At 67.7% G+C, this 25,404-nt stretch carries 24 protein-coding genes; 8 read left to right on the top strand and 16 right to left on the bottom strand.

The genetic code is table 11. The features are described from left to right. The 6 genes from B4L26_RS08240 to B4L26_RS08215 form a co-directional block, all read right to left on the bottom strand. On the bottom strand, positions 1–808 hold an 808-nt coding region (locus tag B4L26_RS08240; protein ID WP_290717869.1), incomplete at its 3' end, for a 2Fe-2S iron-sulfur cluster-binding protein. After that, on the bottom strand, positions 805–2,862 hold the full coding sequence (nuoF, locus tag B4L26_RS08235; protein WP_290717867.1) for an NADH-quinone oxidoreductase subunit NuoF: 2,058 nt from the start codon (positions 2,860–2,862) through the stop codon (positions 805–807). The genes nuoF and B4L26_RS08240, both read right to left, overlap by 4 nt. Beyond that, a complete protein-coding gene (locus B4L26_RS08230) occupies positions 2,859–4,160 on the bottom strand; it encodes an NADH-quinone oxidoreductase subunit D (protein ID WP_290717865.1) in 1,302 nt (433 codons plus the stop codon). Before B4L26_RS08230 ends, nuoF begins: the two co-directional genes overlap by 4 nt. Next, positions 4,160–4,852: an NADH-quinone oxidoreductase subunit C gene (locus B4L26_RS08225; protein WP_290717863.1), complete on the bottom strand. Its 693-nt coding sequence runs from the start codon at positions 4,850–4,852 to the stop codon at positions 4,160–4,162. The genes B4L26_RS08230 and B4L26_RS08225 overlap by 1 nt, the downstream gene beginning before the upstream one ends. Beyond that, a complete protein-coding gene (locus B4L26_RS08220; RefSeq protein ID WP_290717861.1) occupies positions 4,849–5,403 on the bottom strand; it encodes a NuoB/complex I 20 kDa subunit family protein in 555 nt (184 codons plus the stop codon). Before B4L26_RS08220 ends, B4L26_RS08225 begins: the two co-directional genes overlap by 4 nt. A 4-nt stretch (positions 5,404–5,407) precedes the next feature. Further along, positions 5,408–5,767 (bottom strand): NADH-quinone oxidoreductase subunit A, encoded by a 360-nt coding sequence (locus B4L26_RS08215; RefSeq protein ID WP_290717859.1) that lies wholly within the window; start codon positions 5,765–5,767, stop codon positions 5,408–5,410. Between the two features lie 158 nt (positions 5,768–5,925). On the opposite strand from B4L26_RS08215, the gene B4L26_RS08210 reads away from it, so the two are divergent. After that, positions 5,926–7,155 (top strand): FAD-dependent monooxygenase, encoded by a 1,230-nt coding sequence (locus tag B4L26_RS08210; protein WP_290717857.1) that lies wholly within the window; start codon positions 5,926–5,928, stop codon positions 7,153–7,155. 2 nt (positions 7,156–7,157) lie between these two features. Here B4L26_RS08210 and B4L26_RS08205 read toward each other — a convergent pair whose 3' ends face one another. Further along, entirely contained in the window at positions 7,158–7,568 is a 411-nt protein-coding gene (locus B4L26_RS08205) for a hypothetical protein (RefSeq protein ID WP_290717855.1), read from the bottom strand. A 57-nt stretch (positions 7,569–7,625) separates the two neighbouring features. Between B4L26_RS08205 and B4L26_RS08200 the strand changes: the two genes are divergently transcribed. Continuing rightward, positions 7,626–8,708, top strand: a complete 1,083-nt coding sequence (locus tag B4L26_RS08200) for an FAD-dependent monooxygenase (RefSeq protein WP_290717853.1) — start codon at positions 7,626–7,628, stop codon at positions 8,706–8,708. Here B4L26_RS08200 and B4L26_RS08195 read toward each other — a convergent pair. Beyond that, complete coding sequence (locus tag B4L26_RS08195) at positions 8,705–9,172, bottom strand: PaaI family thioesterase (protein ID WP_290717851.1); 468 nt, start codon at positions 9,170–9,172, stop codon at positions 8,705–8,707. The genes B4L26_RS08200 and B4L26_RS08195 overlap by 4 nt on opposite strands. A 24-nt stretch (positions 9,173–9,196) precedes the next feature. Next, entirely contained in the window at positions 9,197–10,294 is a 1,098-nt protein-coding gene (locus B4L26_RS08190) for a D-alanine--D-alanine ligase family protein (protein ID WP_290717849.1), read from the bottom strand. 67 nt (positions 10,295–10,361) lie between these two features. Between B4L26_RS08190 and B4L26_RS08185 the strand changes: the two genes are divergently transcribed. Beyond that, entirely contained in the window at positions 10,362–11,681 is a 1,320-nt protein-coding gene (locus tag B4L26_RS08185; RefSeq protein WP_290717847.1) for a UDP-N-acetylmuramoyl-tripeptide--D-alanyl-D-alanine ligase, read from the top strand. A gap of 30 nt (positions 11,682–11,711) precedes the next feature. On the opposite strand, the gene B4L26_RS08180 is transcribed toward B4L26_RS08185, so the two are convergent. The 5 genes from B4L26_RS08180 to B4L26_RS08160 all read right to left on the bottom strand — a co-directional run bounded on the left by B4L26_RS08180 (position 11,712) and on the right by B4L26_RS08160 (position 17,542). Then, entirely contained in the window at positions 11,712–12,680 is a 969-nt protein-coding gene (locus B4L26_RS08180) for a type IV toxin-antitoxin system AbiEi family antitoxin domain-containing protein (protein ID WP_290717845.1), read from the bottom strand. A 193-nt stretch (positions 12,681–12,873) separates the two neighbouring features. Further along, on the bottom strand, positions 12,874–14,409 hold the full coding sequence (locus B4L26_RS08175) for an acetyl-CoA hydrolase/transferase family protein (RefSeq protein ID WP_290717843.1): 1,536 nt from the start codon (positions 14,407–14,409) through the stop codon (positions 12,874–12,876). A gap of 92 nt (positions 14,410–14,501) precedes the next feature. Beyond that, the gene (locus tag B4L26_RS08170; RefSeq protein ID WP_290717841.1) at positions 14,502–16,172 is read right to left on the bottom strand and encodes an alpha/beta hydrolase; all 1,671 of its coding nucleotides are present in this window, start codon (positions 16,170–16,172) and stop codon (positions 14,502–14,504) included. 71 nt (positions 16,173–16,243) lie between these two features. After that, positions 16,244–17,026 (bottom strand): MerR family transcriptional regulator, encoded by a 783-nt coding sequence (locus tag B4L26_RS08165; RefSeq protein ID WP_290717839.1) that lies wholly within the window; start codon positions 17,024–17,026, stop codon positions 16,244–16,246. A 39-nt stretch (positions 17,027–17,065) separates the two neighbouring features. Beyond that, positions 17,066–17,542, bottom strand: coding sequence for a hypothetical protein (locus B4L26_RS08160; RefSeq protein WP_290717837.1), 477 nt, complete (start codon positions 17,540–17,542; stop codon positions 17,066–17,068). 69 nt (positions 17,543–17,611) lie between these two features. On the opposite strand from B4L26_RS08160, the gene tgt reads away from it, so the two are divergent. After that, complete coding sequence (gene tgt, locus B4L26_RS08155) at positions 17,612–18,850, top strand: tRNA guanosine(34) transglycosylase Tgt (protein WP_290717835.1); 1,239 nt, start codon at positions 17,612–17,614, stop codon at positions 18,848–18,850. On the opposite strand, the gene B4L26_RS08150 is transcribed toward tgt, so the two are convergent. Continuing rightward, the gene (locus B4L26_RS08150) at positions 18,841–19,395 is read right to left on the bottom strand and encodes a TetR/AcrR family transcriptional regulator (protein WP_409563550.1); all 555 of its coding nucleotides are present in this window, start codon (positions 19,393–19,395) and stop codon (positions 18,841–18,843) included. The two genes, tgt and B4L26_RS08150, sit on opposite strands and share 10 nt — an antisense overlap. 132 nt (positions 19,396–19,527) lie before the next feature. Here B4L26_RS08150 and B4L26_RS08145 point away from each other — a divergent pair, with 132 nt between their 5' ends. Both B4L26_RS08145 and B4L26_RS08140 read left to right on the top strand, forming a co-directional pair. Next, positions 19,528–20,730 carry a cytochrome P450 gene (locus tag B4L26_RS08145; protein ID WP_290717831.1) on the top strand — a complete coding sequence of 401 codons (1,203 nt, stop codon included), beginning with the start codon at positions 19,528–19,530 and terminating at the stop codon, positions 20,728–20,730. After that, positions 20,727–22,178, top strand: a complete 1,452-nt coding sequence (locus B4L26_RS08140) for an ABC1 kinase family protein (protein ID WP_290717829.1) — start codon at positions 20,727–20,729, stop codon at positions 22,176–22,178. Before B4L26_RS08145 ends, B4L26_RS08140 begins: the two co-directional genes overlap by 4 nt. A gap of 72 nt (positions 22,179–22,250) precedes the next feature. On the opposite strand, the gene gluQRS is transcribed toward B4L26_RS08140, so the two are convergent. Then, a complete protein-coding gene (gene gluQRS / locus B4L26_RS08135) occupies positions 22,251–23,144 on the bottom strand; it encodes a tRNA glutamyl-Q(34) synthetase GluQRS (RefSeq protein ID WP_290717826.1) in 894 nt (297 codons plus the stop codon). Positions 23,145–23,192: 48 nt separating this feature from the next. On the opposite strand from gluQRS, the gene B4L26_RS08130 reads away from it, so the two are divergent. Together B4L26_RS08130 and B4L26_RS08125 are read left to right on the top strand one after the other, a co-directional pair. After that, positions 23,193–24,245 (top strand): ATP-dependent DNA ligase, encoded by a 1,053-nt coding sequence (locus B4L26_RS08130; protein ID WP_290717824.1) that lies wholly within the window; start codon positions 23,193–23,195, stop codon positions 24,243–24,245. Continuing rightward, complete coding sequence (locus B4L26_RS08125; RefSeq protein WP_290717822.1) at positions 24,245–25,315, top strand: DNA polymerase domain-containing protein; 1,071 nt, start codon at positions 24,245–24,247, stop codon at positions 25,313–25,315. The genes B4L26_RS08130 and B4L26_RS08125 overlap by 1 nt, the downstream gene beginning before the upstream one ends. The last annotated feature ends 89 nt before the right edge of the window (positions 25,316–25,404 follow it).

Raw genomic sequence — 25,404 nt, 5'->3', positions numbered from 1 at the left:
CCTTGTCGCAGTTCCACTCCTCGTTGACGGCCGGGTCGTCGCCGGCGAGGCGGCGCAACACCTTGTTGCGCCGCTGGTCGGTGCGCTGTGCACAGCCGCCGGCGCAGTGCTCGCAGGCACTCGGTGTCGAAGCGAGGTCGAAGGGGCGGGCACGGAAGCGGTAGGTCGAATTGGTCAGCGCGCCGACCGGGCAGATCTGCACCGTGTTGCCGGAGAAGTACGAGTCGAACGGGTCGTCCTCATAGATGCTCACCTGCTGCAGCGCGCCGCGGTCGCCGAGGTCGATCAGCGGATCGCCGGCGATCTCGTCGGAAAAGCGGGTGCAACGGGCGCACAGGACACAGCGCTCGCGGTCGAGCAGCACCTCGGCCGACAGTGCCACGGGTTTCGTGTAGCGGCGCTTCTCCCCGTCGAACCGGGAGTCGGGGCGCCCGGCGGTCATCGCCTGGTTCTGCAGCGGGCACTCGCCGCCCTTGTCGCAGGTCGGGCAGTCCAGCGGGTGGTTGATGAGGAGTAGCTCCATCACGCCGTTCTGGGCGCGCGCGGCGCCCTCCGAAGTGGCCTGTGTGCGGACCACCATGTCGTCGGATACGACGGTCGTGCACGAGGCCATCGGCTTGCGTTGGCCTTCGACGTCGACGAGGCACTGCCGGCACGCGCCGACCGGCGCGAGCAACGGGTGGTCGCAGAAGCGGGGGATCTCGATGCCCATCATCTCCGCGGCGCGGATCACCAGTGTGCCCTTGGGCACGGTGATCGACTGCCCGTCGATCGTGAGGGTGACCAGGTCCGTCTCGACCGTCGTCATTGCGCACCCCCGTAGGTCACCGACGCGGCCGGATCGAACGGGCAGTGCCCCAGGCGCGCGTGTTCGAGGTATTCGTCGCGGAACAGCGCCAACGACGAGGTGATCGGTGCTCCGGCGGCGTCGCCGAGGGCGCAGAATGCCTTTCCGACGATGCTGTCGGTGATGTCGAGGAGTTTGTCGAGATCGCCGTCGTCGCCCTGCCCGGCCTCCAGGCGCTCCATGAGCTGCACCAGCCAGTAGGTGCCCTCGCGGCACGGGGTGCACTTGCCGCACGACTCGTGCTTGTAGAACTCGCTCCACCGCAGGACCGCGCGGACGACGCACGTCGTTTCGTCGAAGATCTGCAGCGCTTTGGTGCCCAGCATCGACCCGGCGCCCGCGACGCCCTCGTAGTCCAGTGGCACGTCGAGGTGATCGGCGGTGAACAGCGGAGTCGACGATCCGCCGGGCGTCCAGAACTTCAACTGGTGGCCTTCGCGCACGCCGCCGGCCAGATCGAGGAGTTCGCGCAGGGTGATGCCCAGCGGCGCTTCGTACTGCCCAGGATTGGCGACGTGGCCCGAGAGTGAGTACATCGTGAACCCGGGCGACTTCTCGGTGCCGAACTGGCGGAACCAGTCGGCACTGTTGCGCAGGATCGCCGGGACACTGGCGATTGACTCCACGTTGTTAACGACGGTCGGGCTGGCATACAGTCCGGCGACGGCCGGGAACGGCGGGCGCAGGCGGGGCTGGCCGCGGCGGCCTTCGAGGGAGTCGAGCAGCGCCGTCTCCTCGCCGCAGATATACGCGCCGGCGCCGGCGTGGACGACGAGTTCCAAGTCGTAGCCGGAGCCGAGGATGTTGGTGCCGAGCAGACCTGCGTCGTAGGCCTCCGCAACGGCGTCGCGCAGCCGCGCGATGACCGAGGCGACCTCGCCGCGTATGTAGATGAACGCGTTGCGGGCGCGGATGGCGTAGCTCGCGATGATCATGCCCTCGATCAGCGCGTGCGGTGAGGCGAGCATCAACGGCATGTCTTTGCAGGTGCCGGGCTCGGACTCGTCGGCATTGACGACGAGGTAGTGCGGCTTGCCGTAGCCGGGTTCACCAGGCCCGGGTTGCGGGATGAACGACCACTTCATCCCGACGGGGAAGCCTGCGCCGCCACGGCCCCGCAGGCCGGAGTCCTTGACGATGCCGATGACCTCGTCGGGCGTCAGGTCCAGCGCGGCCTTCAGCCCGTGGTAGCCGTTGCCGCGCAGGTAGTTGGCCAACGACCACGACTCCGGCTGCGCCCAATCCCGGCTCAGGACGGGGACTGTCGCGGCCTCGACGGTGCGCTCGACGAGTTCCGCGGGCTTCACATCGTCGGTCTCGGGCGCCGGTTTTGTATCGGCGCCGGCTAACAGGCGCGAGACCTTCTTGAAGGAGCACAGCGTCGGGACGCCGCGGCTCGGTGCGACCTCGACGCCGGCGCGCAGGTCGTCGACGAGTTCGACGGTGCTCTGCGGCGACTGGTCGTCGAAGAACTCCCAGTTGACCATCACGACGGGCGCGAAGTCGCACGCGGCGTTGCATTCGACGTGCTCGAGGGTGATCCGGCCGTCGGCGGTCGTCTCGCCCGGTGCGATGCCCAGGTGCTCGCTCAGCGTCGCGAGGATCTCATCACCGCCCATCACCGCGCACGTCGTGTTGGTGCACACGCCGACGAGGTATTCGCCGGTCGGGGAGAGTCGGTACATCGAGTAGAACGTGGCGACCGCAGCAACCTGCGCCCGCGACAACCCCAATTGCGTTGCGCAGAAACCGATTCCGGCCTTGGTGAGGTAGCCGTCGTGCGACTGGACCAGGTGCAGCAGCGGCAGCAGAGCCGAGCGCGACTCGGGGTAGCGGGCGATGATCGGCGCTGCGTCGGCGGCCAGCGCCGCGGCGACGTCGGCCGGATAGTCCGACGGGCCGTCGAAGGTGATCGGCGGATGCGGCGCGTCGGGAAGGTGGCCGGGCAATCCGAGTTCGACGGGGATCGGCGCTCCCACGCGTGTCCCGGGATCGGGGTTGAGCTCGGTGGTCATCGGTCCACGCCTCCCATCACCGGGTCGATGCTGGCGACCGCGGTGATCACGTCGGCGACCATGCCGCCCTCGCACATCGCGGCCACCGCCTGCAGATTCGTGAACGACGGATCACGGAAGTGCACCCGGTAGGGTCGCGTGCCGCCGTCGGACACCATATGGACGCCGAGCTCGCCGCGGGGCGACTCGATGGCCGTGTAGCACTGCCCGGCCGGGACGCGGAAGCCCTCGGTGACGAGCTTGAAGTGGTGGATCAGCGACTCCATCGACTGGCCCATGATCTTGGCGATGTGCTCGGGCGAGTTGCCTAGGCCGTCGGGGCCCAATTGCAGGTCGGCCGGCCAACCGAGCTTCTGGTCGTCGACGGTGATCGGGCCCGGCTTGGCCAACCGCTCGACGCACTGCCGCGCGATCCGCAGCGACTGGTGCATCTCGGCAACGCGGATGAGGTACCGGCCGTAGGAGTCGCAGGTGTCGACGGTCGGGACGTCAAACTCGTAGGTCTCGTAGCCGCAGTACGGCGCTGACCGTCGGAGGTCGTGCGGCAGCCCCGTCGAGCGCAGGCACGGCCCGGTGACGCCCAGGGCCATGCAACCGGCCAGGTCGAGGTAGCCGACGCCCTGCGTGCGCGCCTTCCAGATGTAGTTGTCGGTGAGCAGTGCCTCGACCTCGCCCAGTTGGTCGGGCAGCTCGTCGAGGAGGCTGATGATCATCTCGAGCGAGCCGTCGGGGAGGTCTTGCGCGACGCCGCCGGGACGGATGTAGGCGTGGTTCATCCGCAGTCCGGTGATCTGCTCGAACACCGTGAGGATGGACTCGCGCGTGGCGAAGCCGAGGAACATCGGCGACATCGCGCCGAGCTCCAGGCCGCCGGTGGCCAGGGCCACCAGGTGCGACGAGATGCGGTTGAGCTCCATCAACATGACGCGGATCGTGTTGGCGCGCTCGGGGATCTCGTCGGTGATTCCCAAGAGCTTCTCGACGCCGAGGCAGTAGGCGACCTCGTTGTGGAACGGTGCCAGGTAGTCCATGCGCGTCACGAAGGTGACGCCCTGGGTCCATGTGCGGTATTCGAGGTTCTTCTCGATCCCGGTGTGCAGGTAGCCGATGCCGCAGCGCGCTTCGGTGACCGTCTCACCGTCGATCTCCAGGATCAGGCGCAGCACGCCGTGGGTCGACGGGTGCTGCGGACCCATGTTGACGACGATCCGCTCCTCGCCGGGCTGGGCGGCGGCGCGCTCGCGGACGGCGGCGACAACCTCGTCCCAATCGCGGCCGGACACTCCGATGGTGGTCATCAGTGGTAGGACCTCCGCCGATCGGGGGGTGCGACGGTGGCTCCCTTGTATTCGACGGGCACGCCACCGAGCGGGTAGTCCTTGCGCTGCGGGTGGCCCTCCCAATCGTCGGGCATCTCGATGCGGGTCAGCGCGTGATGACCGTCGAAGATGATCCCGAAGAAGTCGTAGGTCTCCCGCTCGTGCCAGTCGTTGGTCGGGTAGACGCGGCAGAGGCTGGGGATGTGCGGGTCGGAATCGGGGGCGCAGACTTCCAGCCGGACGACGCGGTTGTGCGTGATCGACTGCAACGGGTAGACCGCGTGCAATTCGCGGCCGGCGTCGTCGGGGTAGTGGACGCCGCTGACACCGCGGCACAGCTCGAACCGCAGTTCCGGCACGTCGCGCAGGACCCCGGCGACGACCGGCAGGTAGTCGCGGACGACGAACACGGTGAGCTCGCCGACGTGGACTTGGGCCTTCTCGATCGCGGCGTCGGGGTTGACGCCGTGCTCGGCGAGCGCGGTGCGCAGGGTGGCCAACAGGTCGTCGAAGTAGCCGCCGTACGGGGGTGCGGTGATGCCGCCGAGTTCGACGGTCCGCACCAGGCGCCCGTAACCGGAGGTGTCGCCGCTGCCCTGCGGGCCGAAGAGTCCGGTGCGGGTGGACAGGGTCTCCGGTTGCGCGTCGGGTTGGCGCTGCAGATCGCTCATCGCAGCAGCCCCTTGAGCTCGATCGTCGGGCGCGATGCCAGCGCGGCCTGCTCGGCGGCGGCGATCGCCTCGCCGCGGTTCACGCCCAGCGGCATGTCCTGGATCTTGGCGTGAAGCGTGAGGATGGCGTTGAGGAGCATCTCCGGGCGCGGCGGGCAGCCGGGGAGGTAGATGTCGACGGGGACGACGTGGTCGACGCCCTGCACGATCGCGTAGTTGTTGAACATGCCGCCCGACGATGCGCACACGCCCATGGCGAGCACCCACTTCGGTTCGGCCATCTGGTCGTAGATTTGGCGCAGCACCGGGGCCATCTTCTGGCTGACCCGGCCCGCGACGATCATCAGATCGGCCTGGCGCGGCGAGGCGCGGAACGCCTCCATGCCGAAGCGGGCGAGGTCGTAGCGCCCGCCCGTCGTCGCCATCATCTCGATCGCGCAGCACGCCAGGCCGAACGTCGCCGGCCACAGCGATCCCTTGCGGAAGTAGCCGGCGAGACCCTCGACGGTGCTCAGCAGGAACCCACTGGGGACCTGTTCTTCGATACCCATGCAATCAGTCCCAACTCAGTCCGCCGCGGCGCCATTCGTAGGCGTACGCGACGGACACGTTGACGATGAACAGGGTCATGGCGATCAGTCCGAACCAGCCGAGCGCGTCGAACGCGACGGCCCACGGGTAGAGGAACACGATCTCGATGTCGAAGATGATGAAAAGCATCGCGGTGAGGTAGTACTTCACCGGAATCCGTTGCACCGCACGGTCTTGCGGCAACGGCTCGATGCCGCACTCATAGGCGTCGAGCTTCGCGCGATTGGCGCGCTTGGGCCCGACGAAGGTCGCGATGCCGACCGAGACGATGGCAAATGCGGCCGCGACCGCGCCGAGCACGAGGATCGGTACGTAGGCGTTCAAGTGGCTGTCACCTCCCTTGGGGAGTGGCTGTGTGATCTTCCTCTCACCCTACTCACGGCGCCCGACAGCGCGCGCGCTTTACGCGCCCGACGAGACACATGTCTGGGATCTGTATGGCGACTTGCCCGTTTCCGCCGACGGTGCGGCATCATCGTGAGATGGAGACAGCGCCCACGGTCCTGATCAGTGGCGCGGGTGTGGCCGGGCCCGCTCTGGCGTTCTGGTTGACGCGTTACGGCTACCGGGTCGTCGTCGTTGAACTCGCTACCGAGATCCGTCCGGGTGGTCAGACCGTCGACCTCCGGGGTGCCGGGGCCGACGTCGTCGAGCGGATGGGGCTGCTCGAGCAGATGCAGGGCCGCGCGCTGGAGCAGCGCGGGATCGCCTGGGTGCGCAGCGACGGCAGTCGGCGCGCAGAGATGCCCGTCGAGGCGTTCGACGGAAACGGGCTGGTCTCCAAGCTGGAGATTCTGCGCGGCGACCTCGTCGAGGTGTTGTTCTCCGCGACCCGCGACAGTGTCGACTACCGATTCGGCACCCGGGTGTCGGCGATGACCGCCGCCGACGACGGAGTCGACGTCGTGCTGTCGGACGGCACCGAGATCCGGGTGGACCTGTTGGTCGGCGCCGACGGCCCGCATTCGGCGGTGCGCCGCCTGGCGTTCGGACCCGAGGAACAGTTCGTCGAGCCACTCGGCGGGTACAACGCCTGGTTCAGTGCCCCCGACACGATCGGCCTGGACGGCTGGTACCTGATGTACCAGGCGCCGGGCGGCCGCAATGCATCGCTGCGACCCTCGCACGACCCGACAACCGCGAAGGCCGGATTGGCGTTCCGCTCCGAACCGCTGGAGTACGACCGCCACGACCAGGATGCTCAGCGCCGCCTGTTGGCCGAGCGGATGGCCGGGGCGGGCTGGCACACCGACGAGCTGCTGGCCGCCGCGGCGCACGCGCCGGACTTCTACTTCGACGCGTTCGCACAGGTGAAGATGGATCGGTGGTCGGCCGGTCGGATCACGCTCGTCGGCGACGCCGGGTATTGCGCGTCACCGCTCTCAGGCATGGGCACAAGCCTGGCGCTGGTGGGTGCCTACCTGCTCGCAGGTGAATTGGGGCCCGCACCGGCGACATTGTCCGCGGCGCACGTCGATGCGGCCTTGGCGAGCTACGAGACGAGGATGCGCCCCTACGTCGAACGCTGTCAGGAGCTCCCCAACAGCGTCGAGCGCTTCCTCCCCGAATCCGCCAACGAGATCGCCGTGGGCGCCGCGGTGATGAAGTGGATGCAGCGCTGGCCGCTGCGCCCGCTGGCCGCTCGCAAGTGGTTCACCACCGCCGAGTCTGTCGATCTGCCGGACTATCCCGTTCCGCCGATCGCCCGCTGATTTCAGGCGTTGGCGCGGATGAGGTCCGTCATGACCGACCCGAGTTCGACCGGGTCGACGGGGAGGCTGGCCGTTGCGTCGGCACGCGACCAATCGGCCAGCCATCGGTCGGCCTTGCGGGCGATCAGCACCACCAGCAGCGGGCACGGAACGTATTCGTCGCGGATCTGCTTTGCCAGTCCCATGCCGCCGACCGGCGAGGCCTCACCGTCGAGGATGACGACGTCGAGCTGGTCCTGGTCGAGCTTGGCCAGCACCGCCGGACCGGTTGCGAGCTCGGTGAAGGCCAGCTCGGGAAGATCAGGCCGCAGCGTCGTGCCGAGGGCGCCGACGACCTGATCGCGGGTCTGTGCGTTGGGCGAGTAGACGCCGATGCGCAGGGCGATCCGGGGGCTGTCTCCAGTGGCGCTCACCGACCCGATGGTAGTTCCGAGTCAGCAGTTCCGTTGGCGATGACACAATCGCTGACTATGACTGCCGCGTCCCGACCGTGCGCCGCCATCGTCGGCGGCGGGATCGCAGGTCTCGCCACGGCCATTGCGCTGATCCGCCGCGGATGGGACGCGACGGTGTTCGAGGAGACCGAATCAGTCGTCATTGGAGCGGGGCTGACCCTGTGGTCCAACGGGCTGGCCGCGCTCGACGTGCTCGGCGTCGGCGAGGAGGTGCGGGCCGCCGGCAACGATCTGACCTGCGTGCGGATCCTCGATTCGACCGGTCGTGAACTCATGCGCCAGGAGAGCGGACCGGGCACTGTGCTCGCGCTGCATCGCCGCGATCTCAACGCGACGCTGCTCGGGGCGCTGACCGCCGGTGTCGTGCGGACCTCGACGTCGGCGAGTGTCGTCGACGTCGAGAACGGAATCGTCGACGCCGGCGGCCGAACCGAGCAGTACGACCTGGTCGTCGCCGCCGACGGTGTCCACAGCCCGACCCGGCTGCGGTGGTGGCCGGAGACCGGTGGCGAGCGCGACTGCGGGATCCGCGCCTGGCGGGCCGTCGTCGACGGGGCCGGTGCCGAGGCGATCAGCGTGTGGGGACGCTCGGGTGAATGCGGGATCCTGCCGCTCGCCGACGGCACCGCGTACGTGTTCGGCGCGTCGCGCGGCAAGGCCCGCGACAAGGGGCTGGGGTACTTCGACGACTGGGTCGAGCCGGTGCCGACGCTCCTGCGCCGCATCGAGGAACCCCTTGTGCATGAACTCACCGACCTCAAAGCCGTCCGGCACCCGGTCAAGGGACGCACCGTGATCCTCGGCGATGCCGCGCACGCGATGCGACCGCACCTCGGACAGGGTGCCGGCTTGTCACTCGAGGACGCCGTCGTCCTCGCGCACCACTGCTCGCCGTCGGGTGGATTCGACGGTGCCGGGTTCACCGCGGCTCGTCGTCGACGATGGGCGACGGTGAGTTTTCTCTCGCGGCGCTCGACCATGCTGATGATGCCGTCGAACCGGGTCGTCGGGTTGGCGCACCGGGTGGCGCCGGTCATGCCGGACCGGTTGATGACGGACTCGGCGGACCGGGTCGCGCGGTGGCGTCCGCCGGGCTAGGTGGTCGGCCTGGGGCGCCAGCGCTTCCAGACCGCGATCGCCGCCGCCCGCGTCTTTCCGTCCCAGCTCGCCTCCACATGCGCAGTCATCTGTGGCTCACTGACCTCGGTCAACCGCGCTTGAAGTGTGATGGGCGCGTCGAGTGGGCACGGCCGTAAGTACTGCACGTCGAGTCCGGCGGTGACATAGGCAAGCGCCGCTCCGGGGCCCGGGCCCCAACCACGTTTGTCGGCTTCCCAGAGGACCGCGGCGGCGCTGTGGCAGTCGAGGATCGTGCAGATGATGCCGCCGTTGAGGAAGCCCAGGCCGTTGTCGTGTTCAGGCCAGGGGGTGAAGGTCGCGGTCGCGCCGTCGGCGGTGGGGAAGCTGTGCAGTTGCAGTCCGCGCTCGTTGGCCGGTCCGCACCCGAAGCACGTCATCGTTGGGAACAGGCGCTCTTGAATGCTCGGCTCATCACCCTGCATGGTTCCCGACGCTAGTCGGTGCGATCAGCGGGCGGTGGAGAACGCCGATCGCTTCGCGTGGACCTCCTGCGCCAGCGACACCAGACGGTCGATCAGCGCCGAGTACTTCAGCCCTGAGGCCTCCCACATCTTGGGGTACATCGATGCCGGGGTGAAGCCGGGGATCGTGTTGATCTCGTTGAGCAGCCAGCCGCGTCCGGGCCCGCCGCGGTAGGACTCCTCGTAGAAGAAGTCGACGCGGGCCAGCCCCTGGCAGCGCAGCGCGCGATAGCTGCGGACGGCCAGTTCGCGAACCTCGTCGACCGCTTCCGCGGGGAGCTCCGCCGGGATCTGCAATGCGGCGTTGCCGGTGACGTACTTGTCCTCGTAGTCGTAGAACTCCGCGCCCGGCAGGATCTCGCCGGGCAGCGACGCCTCCGGGCTCGAGTTGCCCAGCACCGCGACCTCGATCTCGCGCGCGGTGATGCCCTCCTCGATGACCAGCACGTCGTCGTAGGCCAGTGCGGTCTGCAGCGCGACGGCCAGCTCGGCCTCGTCGTGGGCCTTGGTGATCCCGACCGAGGACCCCATGTTCGCCGGCTTGACGAACACCGGCAGGCCGAGAGTGTCGACGGTGTTCGTGATGGTCTGCTTCTCGTCGTCGAACCCGTCGCGGTGCTCGATCCACCGGCACTGCGGGATGCCCAGGTAGGCGGCGGCGTTCTTGGCCATCGCCTTGTCCATGCAGAGGGCGGAGCCGAGGACGCCGGAACCGACGTAGGCCAGCCCGAACAGCTCGAGCATTCCCTGGATCGTGCCGTCCTCGCCGTGTGGACCGTGCAGCAGCGGCAGCACGACGGTGTGCTCGCCGGGCTCACCGCGCAACACCGTGAGCGGTTCGACCGCCGGCCCTTCCGGAGCCAGCGAATTGCCCAGCGGCTCGTCGGCGGCGAGGGCGGCGAGTGCCGTCGTCGGTGCGACCCACGTCCCGTCGCGGGTAATCCCGACCGGGACCAGCTCGTAGCGCGACCGGTCGGCCGCCGCGAGGACGTGCGCCGCCGTGATGCAGGAGATGTCATGCTCGGCGGAGGCGCCGCCGAAAAGGACGACGAGGCGCAGCTTGCTCTGTGCGGCGTCGGGCATGGTCGCAACAATACGGGCACGGCCGGAGCGGTGCTGAGTCGGTCACCGCGTCGCGTAGCGTGAGGTCGTGCATTTTTCCATCGCAGAGATCGCCGCGGCGACCGACGGCGCGGTCAGCGGCGCCGACGTCACCGTCGACGGCGCGAGCATCGACTCGCGCACCCTCGAGGCCGGCCAGCTCTTCGTCCCGATCGTCGCCGAGCGCGACGGCCACGAATTCCTCCCGGCCGCCCTCGCCGCCGGGGCACCCGCGTACTTCACCAGCCGCGACGACACGCCTCCGCCCGATGGGGTGGGCGCGATCCACGTCGCCGACACCGCGCTGGCACTGCGCGCGCTGGGCCGCGCCGCCCGCACGCGCATCGGCGACCGGGTCGTCGGGGTCACCGGATCGGTGGGCAAGACGTCGACGAAGGACCTGCTCGCCGGCGTCCTCGAGACGACCTACAAGACCGCGGCCAGCGCCAAGTCGTTCAACAACGAGCTGGGCCTGCCGCTCACCCTCGTCGGCGCCGACGACGGAACACAGGCGGCGGTCCTCGAGATGGGGGCGCGGGGCATCGGGCACATTGCGACGCTGTGCGAGATCGCCGCGCCGACTGTCGGGGTCCTGACCCGTGTCGAGGCCGTGCACCTGGAGAACTTCGGATCGCTCGATGCCGTCGCGCAGACTAAGGGTGAACTCGTCGAATCCCTGCCCGACGACGGGCTTGCCGTCCTCAACGCGGACGACCCGGCAGTCGTGGCGATGGCCAGTCGGACGTCGGCGCGGGTCCTCACCTACAGCGCCTCGGGGGCGTCGGCCGATCTCACCGCGAGCGGCGTCGTCCTCGACGACCAATTGCGCGCGTCGTTCACGCTGCACTCCCCGTGGGGCAGTGTGCCCGTGCGCCTGGGTGCCCGGGGTGAACACCAGGTCGGCAACGCCCTGGCCGCGGCGGCCGCGGGGGCCGGGCTGGGCGTCGGCCTGGAAGCGGTGGCCGACGGTCTGCTGGGAGCCGCACTATCGGGGCTGCGCATGGAGATGACGCGGACCGAGTCCGGGTTCACGGTCATCAACGACGCCTACAACGCCAACCCGACGTCGATGGCTGCCGCGCTGCGCGCCCTCGCCCAACTCGACGCTCCTCGTCGGATCGCGGTCCTCGGCACGATGGCCGAACTCGGGGATGACGCGGCGGCAGCCCATCGCGGCGTCGCCGAGCTGGCGTCGTCGCTGGGCATCGTCGTCGTCGCCGTGGACGAACCGCGCTACGGCGACGTCGAGCATGTCGCCGACCCGGCGGCCGCAGCGGAGTACGTGACCGCGCTCGGTGCGCCGCTGGCGGTGCTCGTCAAGGGCAGTCGGGTCGCCGCGCTCGAGCGTGTGGCCGAGCTGTTGGCCTGATCGACCACGAAGTGCCGAGTCCCACTGTCGCTATTTGTCAGTGGGGCTCGGCGCTTTGCAGTTGGGACACCTGACCGGCGTGCCCGACCATCCGAGGCTCTGCAACTTCACCGCTACTTTGCCCGCGGTGCTGCACGGGCGGCCGATGACCTGGCCCCATCCCAGACGCAGAGATTCCTTGTCCGCGAATACCGAGGCGTCGAGGTCGCGCTCGGGATCGGCGTCTCGCGAATGCGCGTCGTCATGGCCGAACCGGCCGTCGAGCTCGACTATCAGTCGCCACTCGTCGTAGTCGACGTCCCGGAAACCGCGCCGTCCGACCCTCGTCGGTGCCTGGCGGCGCGGCTTGGGCAGACCGTGGGGTCGTTCGACGCGTGTCAGGTAGGCATGCTCGAGCACCGAACAGGTTCCCTCATTCAGGTCGGTGAGGACGCCGCTTATCAACCGTCGGCGCTTGCACCACTGGCGGGAATCCAGCGCGCTGTGCAGACGCGACGCAGTGGTGAGCCGTTCCCGAACCGTATCCGCCAGCACAGCGATCGCATCCACCTCCGATGGCGCCTCGCCGGCGACATCGAGCACGGCGTGTTCCACTCGGACGCGCGGAGGGCGCATGCCCCCCGCCACGCGCTGCGTCAACTGTGCACATCGGTGGACGACCACGCCCGCGCGCTCGGGGGCGTGCGCCTTGCGGTCGACGGCGATGTGAATCGCAGCACCCGGCCGTCCCAACCCGGCGATGGTCAGCGCAGACTGATGGCTCAGCGCCGAGCCCGGCGCACCCAACACCGCCGCCCAGGCGCGCTGCCGCCACGTCAGCGGGCCGTTGTGGTTCACATACACCCCGGGGTGGAGCCGTACCCAGGCACCGCGGCGCAACATGCTTCGGAGTAGCCCCTCGCTGGCCCCGCAGTCGATCGCCTGCTGACGGCTGATCACCCCGTCCTGGGCAAAGAGAACCTCGGCAAGCAGGGCATTGCACGTCAGAGGGGTAGCCACACAGTCAATGCTGGTCGGGACGGCGTACATCCGACAGGCCCGACGTGCTTCACTGTGGATAACTCGACCTCACCGCAATCCCTGGGGATAAGTGTCCCCGGTTGATCACCCCGAAGTGCCGAGTCCCACTGTCGCTATTTGTCAGTAGAGCTCGGCAGATGCGGCCTAGATGATTGATTTCTGGTCGACGAGCTCAGGGGAGCATGGAGCCGGTTTCTTCGTAGCGCTCGTGGAAGGAGAACGCTTCGTCCAGCAGGTGCGGGGTATGGCCGCCCTTTGCCTCGGCGCGGTCGAGGTAGTCGTGTAGGGCATCCCGGTAGTCGGGGTGGGCGCAATTGTCGATGATCACCCGGGCGCGTTTGCGAGGAGACAGGCCACGCAGATCGGCGAGGCCCTGCTCAGTGACGATCACCTGGACGTCGTGCTCGGTGTGGTCCACGTGCGAGGACATCGGGACGATAGCGGAGATCTTGCCGCCCTTCGCCGTCGACGGGCTCAGGAAGATGGAGACGTAGCCGTTGCGGGTGAAGTCACCGGAGCCGCCGATACCGTTCATCATCTTGGTGCCCATGACGTGCGTGGAGTTCACGTTGCCGTAGATGTCGGCCTCCAGCATGCCGTTCATTGCGATCACCCCGAGTCGTCGAACGATCTCGGGGTGGTTGCTGATCTCCTGCGGGCGCAGCGTGATGTGGTCGCGGTAGAAGTCGATGTTGGCGATCAACTCTTCGATGCCGTCGTCGCTGAGGGCGAGCGAGGTGGTCGACGCATGGTCGACGGTGCCGTCCTTGATCAGGCCAAGCATGCCGTCCTGAATCACCTCGGTGTAGCAGTCCAGAGCCTCATAGGGGCTCTTGTCGAAGCTGGCCATCACCGCGTTCGCGACATTGCCGATGCCGGCCTGCATCGGGAGGAGCTTGTCAGCGGGGAGGCGTCCGGCCTTCACCTCGTCGTCGAAGAATTTCAGGACGTTGGCGGCGATCGCCTTGCTGACCTCGTCAGGTGCTGTCACCGGGCTGGCGTGGTCGCGTGAGTGGGTCTGCACGATGGCGACGACCTTGTCCGGGTCGACGCGGTAGGTCGGTTGGCCGATCCGGTCGGCGACGCTGGTCATCATGATCGGCTTGCGGTTCGGGGGAAGCGCAGTGCCGTAGTAGATGTCGTGCATGCCCTTCATCTGGGCGGGGACGCACGAGTTGACCTCGAGGATCACCTTCTCGGCGACGTCGAGCCAGGTCTTGTTGTTGCCCACCGAGGTCGACGGGATCAGTTCGCCGTCGGCGGTGCAACCGGCGATCTCGATGATGGCGACGTCGATGGTGCCGTAGTACCCCTCCCAGACCTGCTGGGCGACGTGGGAGAGGTGGACGTCGACGTAGTCCATGGAGCCGGTGTTGATTCGGCCGCGCGCGGTGGGCTCGGATTGGTAGGGCATGCGCAGGGCGATGCCGTCGACCTCGGCGAGGAGACGTTCGGTCTGCGGGGAGACGGATGCGCCGGTGAGGAGGTTGATCGTGAAGTCGTCACCGGCGTCGCGGGCTTCGCCGATGCGGTGGGCCAGCGCGGTGATTGAGTCCTTCGGCGTGCCGGCGCTGGCGAAGCCGCTGATCGCGACAGTGTCGTTGGGGTGGATGAGTTTAACGGCGTCGTCGGCGGACATGACCTTCTGCGCGTACGCAGCAAAGGGGAGGCGCGCGCCGGCGTCAGAGTGGGCTGCTGACGTGGTCACGGGAGTGAGGATATGCCTGTCGCGCGGGGTGTATTCCCCAAAGCGCCGAGTTCCACTGTTGCTATATGGCAGTAGGACTCGGCGCTTTGCGTTTAGCCGTCTACCCGCAGATGAGGGAGCAGCTGGCGGGTCTTGGCTTCGGTCCACCCCGGCGGCTTCAGGATGTCGGCCCAGGCGTACGGGATTGCCCGCATGTAGTGGTGACCGTGCCCGTCGGGGACGTCGACGGCGACCGCCATGTCAGCGGACACCTGCAAGAACGTCACCACGGGGATCCAGTGCGTGGAATGCAGCACGTCGCGGCCACGGGGTTCCTTCAGCCAATCGGGCTCCCGGAACAGCAGGCGAGGATTCCACCACGTGATCGGGTCCGACGCATGCTGGATGTAGGAGCTGCGGTTGGGCAGCCACGGCGAGGCGGGACGGCCGAGGTTGTCCTCCTCGGCGATGAACCGCACGTGTTTGCCGTCCTGGTAGATCGGCAGCACCTCCGGTGTGCCCTCGTCGCGGTTGACGGTGGTGTCGCGCCACAGCGAGTTGTTGAACGTCGGACCGGTGAACAGCGCACCATCGGTTCGGGCGGCGAGGTCGGGGATCGACCCGAACGGCGCCTCCCCGGCGAAGCTGCCGAGCGATTCGCCGAACACGACGATCTTCGGGCGCTCGCTCTCCGGAATCGCACGCACCCGCTCGCTGACCTCCTCGAACAGCAGGCGGCCGGCCTGGCGAGCGCGCTCCTTGTCGACGAGGAATGAGATCCAACTCGGCAGATATGAGTACTGCATGGACACCAGGGCGGTGTCGCCGTTGTACATGTACTCCAGCGAGTCCATGTAGGCCTTGTTGAGCCAACCGCTGCCCGTCGTCGACCCGACCGCGACGACCTTGCGCTTCAACCCGCCGGTGCGCTCGAGCTCACGGACGGCGGCCTCGGCGATGTCCTTCAGGTCGTCCGCCGAGTCCAGCCCGGCGAAAGTGCGGATCGGTTCCTTGGCCGGTGTTCCGTTGAACGCGGTCAGATCGGCGACAGTCGGCCCGTCGGCGACGTTGGAGCGGCCCTCACGGCCCAGCGAGTCCCAACTCACCGTCGAACCCGGTCCACCGGAGCGCAACGGTGACGTCGGCGGCGAGACATCAGCCTTGGTCTCGTTGTTGGCTGCCGCGAAGCTGCTGTTCAGGGCTTTCATGATGTTGTCGACGAGGACGCCGTTGACCAGCGCGACGGTCAACGCCACGACGACCGCGGCACCGGCCACCGTCGCGATGCGGGCCGGGATGAGCTTGCCGAGGGTGTGCACGACCCAGAGGGTCGCCGCTCCCCACAGCTTGCCGATGAACATCAACAGCAGGAACACGACTACCGCGACGCCGATGATCTCCGGGATGACGTCGTAACCGATCCGCTCCACTCCCATGAGGTCGCGCAGGTTGTTCTGCCACCGGACGAACCAGTAGAACATCAGCGCCGAATCCCACACGGCGACGAACGCCAGGGCCCACCACCAGAACTTCTGCGGACTCGGCCATGGCTCCTCGCGCGAAATCATGAATCGGACCAGCCAGACGAGGAACACGCCGATGCCGTAGCCGATGGCCGCTGCGCCGCCGGACACGATGCCCTGGAACATCCAGCCGCGGGGCAGCAGCGACGGTGTCGTCGAGGCGAGAAGGAGCACCGTCGCGCCGACCAGGCCCCCGTAGGAGACGTGGGTGAGGCGGTAGCGCAGCTTTCTGCCCGCTCCGGACACTTTCGTACTCGCCATGTCGGTCCTTCGGTCGGCGGGCTCCCTCGAGGAGAGGATTGGCCCAACCTATCAAGGGCGTCCGTCAGCTGTTAGCGCGGCGAGGCATTCGCCACGATGATGTCGTGCACCCACTGGGCCAAGCCGGGGGCGCGGTCGTCGTAGGTCGCGGTGAACCGCTCGTCGGCGAGATACATCTGGGCGAGGTTCACATGCATCTCGTCGTCGCAGTCGTGGAATCGCGTGATGCTCGCCCGGTGCCGCTGCGCGAGAGCGTTCGCCTCCGTGCTTCCGGGCTCGATGCCGCTGGTCTTCGCCGCCACCAAGGCGGCCATCAACGCGTCCTGCTCGTCCTTGACCGCCTGCAAGTCGGCCTTCGACATCTGGGCGGCACGTTTCCTGCTCTGCGCCCAGGCGTCGGTGTCGCCCCACCGCTTCTCCGCCTCGGCGTGCCACTCCTGGCCGGGCCAGTCGTGGCCGAAGATCTCGGCCTGCTCGGCCGCAGTCAGAGTGATTCCGTTGTTCTTGTTCGCCATGAGTTCCTCCAAGGCATCGACCATCCGGTGCAAGCGGTCGATCCGCTCGTTCAGCAGCCTGCGCTGCTCTTCAAGCGTGGACAGCTCGTCGCGGTCCGGGTCGTCGAGCAGGGTCGCTATCTGCTCGAGGGACAAGCCCACCTCGCGATACACCAGCACCCGGTGCAGGCGTTCGACATCGGCGTCGGTGTACAACCGATAGTCCGAGTGGCTGCGCGCACTGGGCACGACGTGACCGATGTGGTCGTAGTGGTGCAGCGTGCGAACGCTGACACCGGTCAGGTCGGCGACTTCGCCGACTGTCCGCACCGGCTTGCTTGGGGACTTCTCCTCGCTCACGCCGTCCACCCTGGGGCCTGACGTCGCGTCAGGGTCAAGTCAGTTGCGGAGTTGGAAGACGAAAGCGTCGTCGCCCTTGGCGCACGCGGCGAGGATGTTCGCTGAATCCGACGGTCCGCAGGTCCAACCCTGCACGGTCTGCTTCTGCGCGGACGCGATCATGGGGCCGTACTCCTTGGCCACCTTCTTGGCGGTGTCACAGTTGACGTGACCGCGCAACACGACGAGTTCCAGCGCACCGTCAGGTCCGCGTGTGGGCCCGCACTTGGTGCCGGGGACGTCGGGGACCTGGCGGTCGGCGGGGACGGAGGCGGGTGGCGGGGCGGCCTTCGACGGGTTCGGGCCCGGCACGACGGCAACGCCGGATTCGGTGCTAGCCGCCGTTGTCCCCGACGCAGTGGAATCGGTCGTCGTCGTCTCGTCGCGGCTGCAGCCGAGCAGGGTCGCGATGGCGACGCAGAGGGTGGCAGCGGTGACGACCAGTCGCATGATCAGGGTCTTTCTCGATACCAACATGGGATCCAGGGTAGAGAATCGGCCCTTAACTTTTGATGAATGCGCCTTCAGGCTGCGAGAATGCCCGTCGTGACTGCTGCAGCGACCGGGTTCACCGTCGGCACCAGATTGGGCTCCGGGCTGGGACGGACCGGGGTGATCTCGACACCGCACGGTGACATCGCGACGCCCGCATTCGTGCCGGTCGGGACCAAGGCGACGGTGAAAACGGTCGTGCCCGAGGCCGTCGCCGAGTTGGGCGCGCAGGCGGTTCTGGCTAATGCCTACCACCTCTACCTGCAGCCCGGCCCGGCCATCGTCGACGCGGCCGGCGGGCTCGGCGCGTTCATGAACTGGCCCGGCCCCACCTACACCGACAGTGGTGGCTTCCAGGTCATGTCGTTGGGCGTCGGGTTCAAGAAGGTGATCGAGATGTCCGCGGGGCATTCGCCCGACGACGGGAAGATCGCCGAGGGCAAAGAACGCCTCGCCGCCGTCGATGACGACGGAGTCACCTTCAAGTCCCACCTCGACGGGTCGACGCACCGATTCACACCCGAGCTGTCGATGCAGATCCAACACCAACTCGGTGCGGACATCATCTTCGCGTTCGACGAGCTGACGACGCTGATGAACACCCGGTCGTACCAGGAGAACTCGCTGGAGCGCACCCGCCTGTGGGCGATCCGCTGCCTGGCCGAGCACAACCGGCTCTCGCGCGAGCGCAGCCACCGCCCGCAGCAGTCGCTGTGGGGGGTGATCCAGGGCGCGCAGTACGAGGATTTGCGGCGCAAGGCCGCCCGCGACCTCGCCGAGATGGGGGCGCGCGATGACGCCGACGGCGGGAAGGGCTTCGGCGGCTTCGGGATCGGCGGGGCGCTGGAGAAGGAGAACCTCGGGACGATCGTCGGGTGGGTGAACGAGGAGCTACCGGCCGACAAGCCCAAGCACCTGCTGGGGATCAGCGAGCCCGACGACGTCTTCGTCGCGATCGAGAACGGCATTGACACCTTCGACTGCGTCTCGCCGACGCGCGTGGCGCGCAACGGGGCGATCTACACCCGCGACGGCCGCGTGAACATCACCAACCGGCGCTTCCGCGACGACTTCGCCCCGCTGGACCCCGACGGCGCGCCGAACTACACGTCGCAATACTCACGCGCCTACCTGCACCATCTCTTCCGCGCGAAAGAGGGCCTGGGCCCGACCTTGGCTACCCTGCACAACCTCTCGTTCGTGATCGAGATGGTCGACGGCGCTCGCCGGGCCATCGAGGACGGGCGCTATGAGGACTACCGCGACGATTTCCTGGGGCGCTACTACGGCTGAAGCGCCTCGATCCGCGCGCCGATCATCTCCACCCACTCCGCGACCAGAGTCTCGTCGTCAACGAGGGGCTGTGTGCCGAGCAAGTGGGTCATGTTGCGCTGCGCGAACAGGGTGCCCAGGGCGATCGTGGCGATGGCCGCGGCCTGGTCGTCGGTCGCGACGGGGGCGTGCTGGCGCACCCAATTGGTCATGCCCGAGTAGGACTCGCGGATGAGCGACGACAGTGTTTCGGCGAGCATCTTCGGCTTGTCCCGCAGCTCTGACGCCATGATCCGCAGCAGCTGGGACTCCTCGTCGATGACTTCGAGGGTGTAGCGGCCGAGCACGGTCAACTCCGACCGGAGGTCGGTGAGGCCTTCGAAAATCACGCGGATATCGCGCAAGGCTCGGAGCCGATTCGCGTGCCGCTCGATCCCGGCTTCGAGGAGCAGTTCTTTGGATCGGAAGTGGTGGTAGAGCCCGCCCGAGCCAGGTGTGAGGCCGGCGGCCTCTTCGATCTGGGCGACACTCGTTGCGCGGTAGCCCTGTTCGCCGAACAGCCGCATGGCTTCATCGATGAGTCGTTCGCGCGTGGACAGGCTCGCAGTCACAGTCCGTCTCCCTCCCGTTGACACCCACCTAAGTAGGCACTTAGTGTAGCCAAGTACATCACCAAAGTGATTACTTAGGAGAACTCAGTGAGGACCGATACCGCCGATTCGCGGCCGATGCTGATGTGGGCGCCGTGGCGAGCCGGGGACGTTTTCGCCGCCTACGAGCAGTGGCGCTGCGAGCACGGCGCTGTGTCCTTCGACGAGGAGACGCAAAGCTGGTTCGTCGTCGGATATGCCACCGCGCGAGAGGTGCTCAGCGGTGAGGGGTGGAGCAGTGATCCGCTGTCCTCCCCGGTCGTCCGCGACACCCTGGCGGCGCACGGAATCGACGAACTGCCGCTGGGCGGGGGGATGCTCACTGCCGATCCTCCTGATCATGAGCGGATGCGCGGAGCGGTGCGCGATGTGTTCACTCCGCACTACATCGCGCAGTTGGCATCGGGTGTCGAGGCCATCGCGGCCGACGCCATTGATCTGTTGCCGGCCGGTGAGCCCGTCGAATTCATGACGACCATCGCCCGCCCGTTCCCCGTCGCGGTGATCGCCGAATGGCTGGCGCTCGACCCGGCGACGACCCGTCTGCTGTGGGACCGTGCCGACGAACTGGTCCGACTGTTGGACGGCGTGATCGGTGCGGAGCTGACGGTCGGGACACTCGAGGCGATGAGCGCCCTTGTCGCGGAGTTCCTCCCCCTGGCGGCGTCGCGGCGTGAGACGCCCGGGGACGACCTCCTGAGCCTGCTCGCCGCAGATCGAGAGCTGGCGCTGGACGAGGTGGTCGCCAATGCGGTTCTACTGGCGATCGCGGGCCACGAGACGACCGCAGGTTTGTTGGGCAATGCGCTGGTTCGCCTGCTGGCTGGGGCCGATGGAACCCGTCTGGCCGACCGGATCGGTGCGGTGACGCCCGCCGACGTCGACGAATTCCTCCGTCTGGACGGACCGCCACAGGCGGTCGGGCGGACGTCGACCGTGGACCGTTGTCTGGACGGCCGATTCATCACGGCAGGGGAGCGGGTGGTCGTGGTCGTCGCTGCGGCGAATCGGGACCCCGACGTCTTCGAGCGCCCGGCTGAATTCGACCCGTCGCGGCGCGGCTCCCTCCACCTCGGTCTGGGTTTCGGGCGACACCGCTGCCTAGGCGCCGCGTTGGCAAAGCTGGAGGTCCAGATCGCTCTCACGCGGATTCTCGACCGCGATCCCGTCCTCGTCCCCGATTCCGTCTCGCCCAGGCCCACCAGCCTGCTTCGCGCGCCGGAGTCACTGACAGTCGAGTTCCGACGATGAACCAGACCGGAGGTCCGCAGATGCCTGAGGAGAAGACACCAGACGGATTCGCCACCGTGCGGGGCGGTCGCGTCCGTCGAACCCTGCCGGTGGCCGGCTTCGCCGCCCGCGCTGCCGGTGGGCGAATCCTGGCCGGATTGCGCGCCACCGCGGGGGACGCCGACGCGGTCGACCGCTTCCACGTGAAGACGTCGGAGCGCTATGCCGAATTGCTCGGACACTCCAAGGGTGTGCTGATGAAGGCCGGGCAACTGCTGTCAACCTTCGACGTTGACGTAGATGCCCGTGGACCGATGGCCACCTACCAGCAGGCATTGATGCGCCTGCAGGCCGACGCGCCGCCAATGGACTCGGCCCTCGTCGCGCAGATCGTCGAATCCGATCTCGGTGCTCCGGTGGACGATCTGTTCGCGGATTTCGATGCCGACCCGATCGCCGCCGCGTCCATCGGCCAAGTGCACGTGGCGCATCTGCGTGACGGTCGGAAGGTCGCTGTCAAGGTGCAGTACCCCGGAGTGGCCAGGGCGATCCGCGACGATCTGGCCAACACCGAACTGTTGGCGACGGTCGTCAAGCTGGGGGCCGCGATGGGGCCACGCGCGATGCGGACCAATCAGCGGGCTGCCGCCGCGGAGATCGCCGAGCGAGTCGCCGAGGAACTCGACTACCACCGCGAGGCGCGCAACATCACCCGCTTCCACGACCTGTTCGCCGGCCACCCCTTCATCCGGGTGCCCGAGGTTGTCCCCGAGCTCTGTGGATCCCAAGTGCTGACGATGACCTTCGTCGACGGAGTGGGGTGGGCCGAGGCGAAAGAGGCTGATCAAGCCCTGCGGGACCAGTGGGGTGAAGCGATCAGCTACTTCGCGACGAGCGCCTATCGACACGCCAACCTGTTCAACGCCGACCCGCACCCGGGCAACTACCGATTCGGTGCCGATGGATCGGTCGGCTTTGTCGACTTCGGGTGCATTAAGCAGTTCCCCGAATACGTTCGGTACGGAGTCGTGGCCCTCTTCCGTGCGACCTGCGACGGCGACAAGGAACGGTTGCTGGAGTTGCTGCACACGTACGGATTCGTCGACCCCGACGTGGACCTGACCGCCGACGAGGCTTATGAGTGGTGGGCGATGTCGGCGGGCCCAGTCCTCGCGCCACAGCCGCACACCTATGTTCCCTCCGACGGCACCGAGATGATGCGAACGTGGTTCGACTCCGGTTCACTCGGGTCAACGGTTCGGAAGATGACCATTCCCAGCGACTACATCATGGTCAGCCGGATCAGCATGGGCATGAACTCGGTCCTGAGCCAGCTGCACGCGACGATGGACCAGCGCGACCAGCTCGACACGATGGACGGGGTGGCGCCGCCGCGGACTCCGCTCGCACATCAGCACTACGACTGGGTGTGCTCGCGCAAACTGCCGTTCGGGCTCGACAAGCGGTAAGCGCCCTGAAGTCTGGCAACTGTTGGGCCAGAAAGGGAGATCCTCCCTTTGGCGGCCAGCAATCGGCAGGTTTCAGGGGCAGAACACCCAAGGCTGGCGCGGCAGGGCGGCGGGATCAAAGTGCGTCAGCATGGCGGCCGCGGTCGCGTGTTCACCCTCGACGGCCAGACCCAACGACCGCGCCATCGCATTCACCACGTACTGCGTTGAAACCCCTTGCACGGCAAGATCTTCCAACGTCACGGCACCGTCGCGCTTGGACAGCCGCACCCCTGCTGCGTTCACCACCAGCGGTACGTGCGCATAGGTCGGAACCGCAAACCCGAGCAGTGTCGCCAGATAGGCCTGCCGAGGTGCCGACGACAGCAGGTCGTCACCCCGCACGACCTGGTCGACGCCGGTTTCCGCGTCATCCACCACGACGGCCAGGTTGTACGCGGGGGTCCCGTCGCCGCGGCGCAGCACGAAATCGTCGACCACGCCGGTGTAGCTGCCGTGCAGATCGTCCTCGACGCGGAACTCGCCGACGTCGGCGCGCAATCGAATGGCCGGCGGCCGACCGACTGCCCGCTTCTCGTCGAGCTGAGAAGGCGACAGCCGCAAACACGTCCCCGGATACGCGCCTTCCGGGGAATGCGGGGCGCGCGGCGCGTCGAGGATCTCCCGGCGTGTGCAGAAGCACTCGAACGTGCGCCCCGCCGCGGTCAGGGAGTCGACGATCGCGTCATACCTTGAGCGCCGCGATGATTGGTAGAGCACCGGGCCGTCCCAATCCAAGCCGATCGCGGCCAGATCGGCGAGCTGGCGAGCATCGGCGCCAGCGGCGGAGCGGTCGTCTAGATCCTCCATCCGCATGAGGAAATCGCGGCCGGTGCTGCGCGCGAACAACCAGGCGAGCAACGCGGTGCGCAGGTTCCCGACATGCAGATCGCCCGACGGCGACGGGGCATATCGACCGGCTGGCACACCGGCAAGACTAGTGCGGCGCAGCACGACAGATGCAACGATGAAATCGTGGACCTCCCCGTGAACCCGCCCGTCGCGCCAATGCTCGCGAAGGCCGTCGCGGCCGTGCCGCCCCAACCCGACGACGGCGACAGGTGGCTGTACGAACCCAAGTGGGATGGCTTCCGGGTCCTGCTCTTCCGCGACGGCGACGAGGTTGCGATGGAATCGCGCGGGGGCAAGGACCTCGCGAGGTACTTCCCCGAGATCGTCGAGGCGGCGCGCGTCGAACTACCCGACAAGGTCGTGCTCGACGGCGAGATCGGCGTCGCACGGTCTTTCGACGGCGTCCACCGGCTCGACTGGGATGCGCTCAGCCAGCGGATCCACCCGGCCAAGTCGCGTATCGACATGCTCGCCGAGCAGACACCGGCCATCGTCATCGGATTCGATGCCCTCGCGCTGGGACGCGCCGACCTCATGAATGAACCCTTCGAGGTCCGCCGTGCCGCTCTGTTGGAGGCGGTCGGGTCGCGCGGTGCCGCGTCGTCGATCCGGGCCAGCCGCGTCACCGCGGACACCGCGGTCGCCAACCGCTGGTTCTCCGCGTTCGAGGGCGCCGGACTCGACGGCATCGTCGCCAAGGATCGTCATGGCGTCTACGTCCCAGGCAAGCGCGAGATGCTCAAGATCAAGCACAAGCGCACCGCCGACTGCGTGATCATCGGCTACCGCGTCCACAAAAGTGGCACCGGCGTCGGATCCCTGCTGCTGGGTCTCTACGGCGACGACGGGGAACTCCGCATGGTCGGCGGATCCGCCGCCTTCAGCGATACCAAGCGCGTCGAACTGCAAGCGCAGCTCGAGCCGATGCGCCTCGACGGTGACAAGCCGCACGCCGGCGAGCTCACCAGGTGGCGCCAAGCCGGTTCCGGTGACTTCTTCCCCGTCCGCCACGAGCTCGTCGCCGAGTTCGCCTACGACCAGATGGAGAACGGGCGCTTCCGCCACACCGTCAAGTTCCTGCGCTGGCGTCCTGACCGCGATCCGAGCAGCTGCCGCTACGACCAGCTCGAAGTGCCGCTGGACTACGACCTGTACTCGGTGTTGGAGGACAACTGATGGCCTCACCGGCAATAGAGGTCGACGTCGACGGTGTCGCGGTCCGGCTGTCGAGCCCGGACAAGGTCGTTTTCCCCGAACTCGACGGGCCAGCAGGCCAGAAGAAGACACTCTTCGACTACTACGTCGCGATGTCGGGCACCGCCGCCGAACCCGGCCCGCTGCTGCGCGCGCTGTATCGCCGCCCGGCGTTCCTGCAGCGCTTCCCCGACGGCATCACCGGCGACGAGGTCTACCAAAAGCACCTGCCCCGCAAGCATCCCGACTACCTGCACGCCACACTCATCGAGTTCCCGTCGGGACGCACCGGCCATGCGCTGTGCCCGACGATCCCCGCCGACATCGCGTGGGCCTCCCAGATGGGCACCGTCACCTTTCACAGCTGGCCCACCGCCGACGACGGGACCGACGCGCCCAACAACCACCCCGACCAGCTGCGCATCGACCTCGACCCGCCGCCGGAAAAGACTTTCGACGATGTGCGGGCAGTCGCCCTAGACGTCGTCAAACCGGTCCTCGACGAGCTCGGTCTGCCCGGCTTCGTCAAGACGTCGGGCAGTCGCGGCATCCACGTCTTCATCCCTATCCGTCCGCAATGGGACTTCATCGCTACCCGCCGCGCCGTGATCGCACTCGGCCGCGAGATGGAACGGCGGGCCCCCGACCGCATCACCATGTCGTGGTGGAAGGAGGAGCGTGGCGACCGCGTGTTCATCGACTACAACCAGAACGCCCGCGACCGCAGCATGGCCAGCGCCTACTCCGTGCGGCGCAGCCCGACCGCGCGCGTCTCGACGCCGGTGACGTGGGACGAACTCGTCGACGTCGATCCGGCCGAGCTCACCGTCGCAACGGTTCCCGGTTTGCTGGCGCGACGGGGAGATCCGTGGGCGCAGATGTCGGCCGCCTCCGTCGGGATCGAGCCGCTGCTGGAGATGGTCGCCCGCGATGCCGGCGACGGACTCGGCGACCTGCCGTATCCGCCGAGTTTTCCAAAGATGCCGGGGGAGCCGCCGCGCGTCCAGCCCAGCCGTATGGTGCCCGAGCATTGGGGCCTCGACCCGCGCTGAACAGCGACACGCCAGCACGCCCCTTTTGGTTCACGCTGAGGAAAAGCCCAGAACAGGCAATGCGCGTGGTGTGGGGGGATTTGTCCGGC

Source organism: Gordonia sp. UBA7599 (genome assembly GCA_002477755.1).
In the GTDB taxonomy this organism is placed as follows: Bacteria; Actinomycetota; Actinomycetes; order Mycobacteriales; family Mycobacteriaceae; genus Gordonia.
The sequence above is the reverse complement of the archived record's forward strand: the minus strand, read 5'-3'. Positions and strand labels throughout refer to the sequence as shown.

What these genes read in the sequence shown, in the direction of transcription:
- nuoF (WP_290717867.1), bottom strand. Translation starts at nt 2,862, where the DNA reads ATGACCACCGAGCTCAACCCCGATCCCGGGACACGCGTGGGAGCGCCG.
- B4L26_RS08230 (WP_290717865.1), bottom strand. Translation starts at nt 4,160, where the DNA reads ATGACCACCATCGGAGTGTCCGGCCGCGATTGGGACGAGGTTGTCGCC.
- B4L26_RS08225 (WP_290717863.1), bottom strand. Translation starts at nt 4,852, where the DNA reads ATGAGCGATCTGCAGCGCCAACCCGACGCGCAACCGGAGACCCTGTCC.
- B4L26_RS08220 (WP_290717861.1), bottom strand. Translation starts at nt 5,403, where the DNA reads ATGGGTATCGAAGAACAGGTCCCCAGTGGGTTCCTGCTGAGCACCGTC.
- B4L26_RS08210 (WP_290717857.1), top strand. Translation starts at nt 5,926, where the DNA reads ATGGAGACAGCGCCCACGGTCCTGATCAGTGGCGCGGGTGTGGCCGGG.
- B4L26_RS08200 (WP_290717853.1), top strand. Translation starts at nt 7,626, where the DNA reads ATGACTGCCGCGTCCCGACCGTGCGCCGCCATCGTCGGCGGCGGGATC.
- B4L26_RS08195 (WP_290717851.1), bottom strand. Translation starts at nt 9,172, where the DNA reads ATGCAGGGTGATGAGCCGAGCATTCAAGAGCGCCTGTTCCCAACGATG.
- B4L26_RS08190 (WP_290717849.1), bottom strand. Translation starts at nt 10,294, where the DNA reads ATGCCCGACGCCGCACAGAGCAAGCTGCGCCTCGTCGTCCTTTTCGGC.
- B4L26_RS08170 (WP_290717841.1), bottom strand. Translation starts at nt 16,172, where the DNA reads ATGGCGAGTACGAAAGTGTCCGGAGCGGGCAGAAAGCTGCGCTACCGC.
- B4L26_RS08160 (WP_290717837.1), bottom strand. Translation starts at nt 17,542, where the DNA reads ATGTTGGTATCGAGAAAGACCCTGATCATGCGACTGGTCGTCACCGCT.
- B4L26_RS08150 (WP_409563550.1), bottom strand. Translation starts at nt 19,395, where the DNA reads ATGCGGCTGTTCGGCGAACAGGGCTACCGCGCAACGAGTGTCGCCCAG.
- B4L26_RS08140 (WP_290717829.1), top strand. Translation starts at nt 20,727, where the DNA reads ATGAACCAGACCGGAGGTCCGCAGATGCCTGAGGAGAAGACACCAGAC.
- B4L26_RS08125 (WP_290717822.1), top strand. Translation starts at nt 24,245, where the DNA reads ATGGCCTCACCGGCAATAGAGGTCGACGTCGACGGTGTCGCGGTCCGG.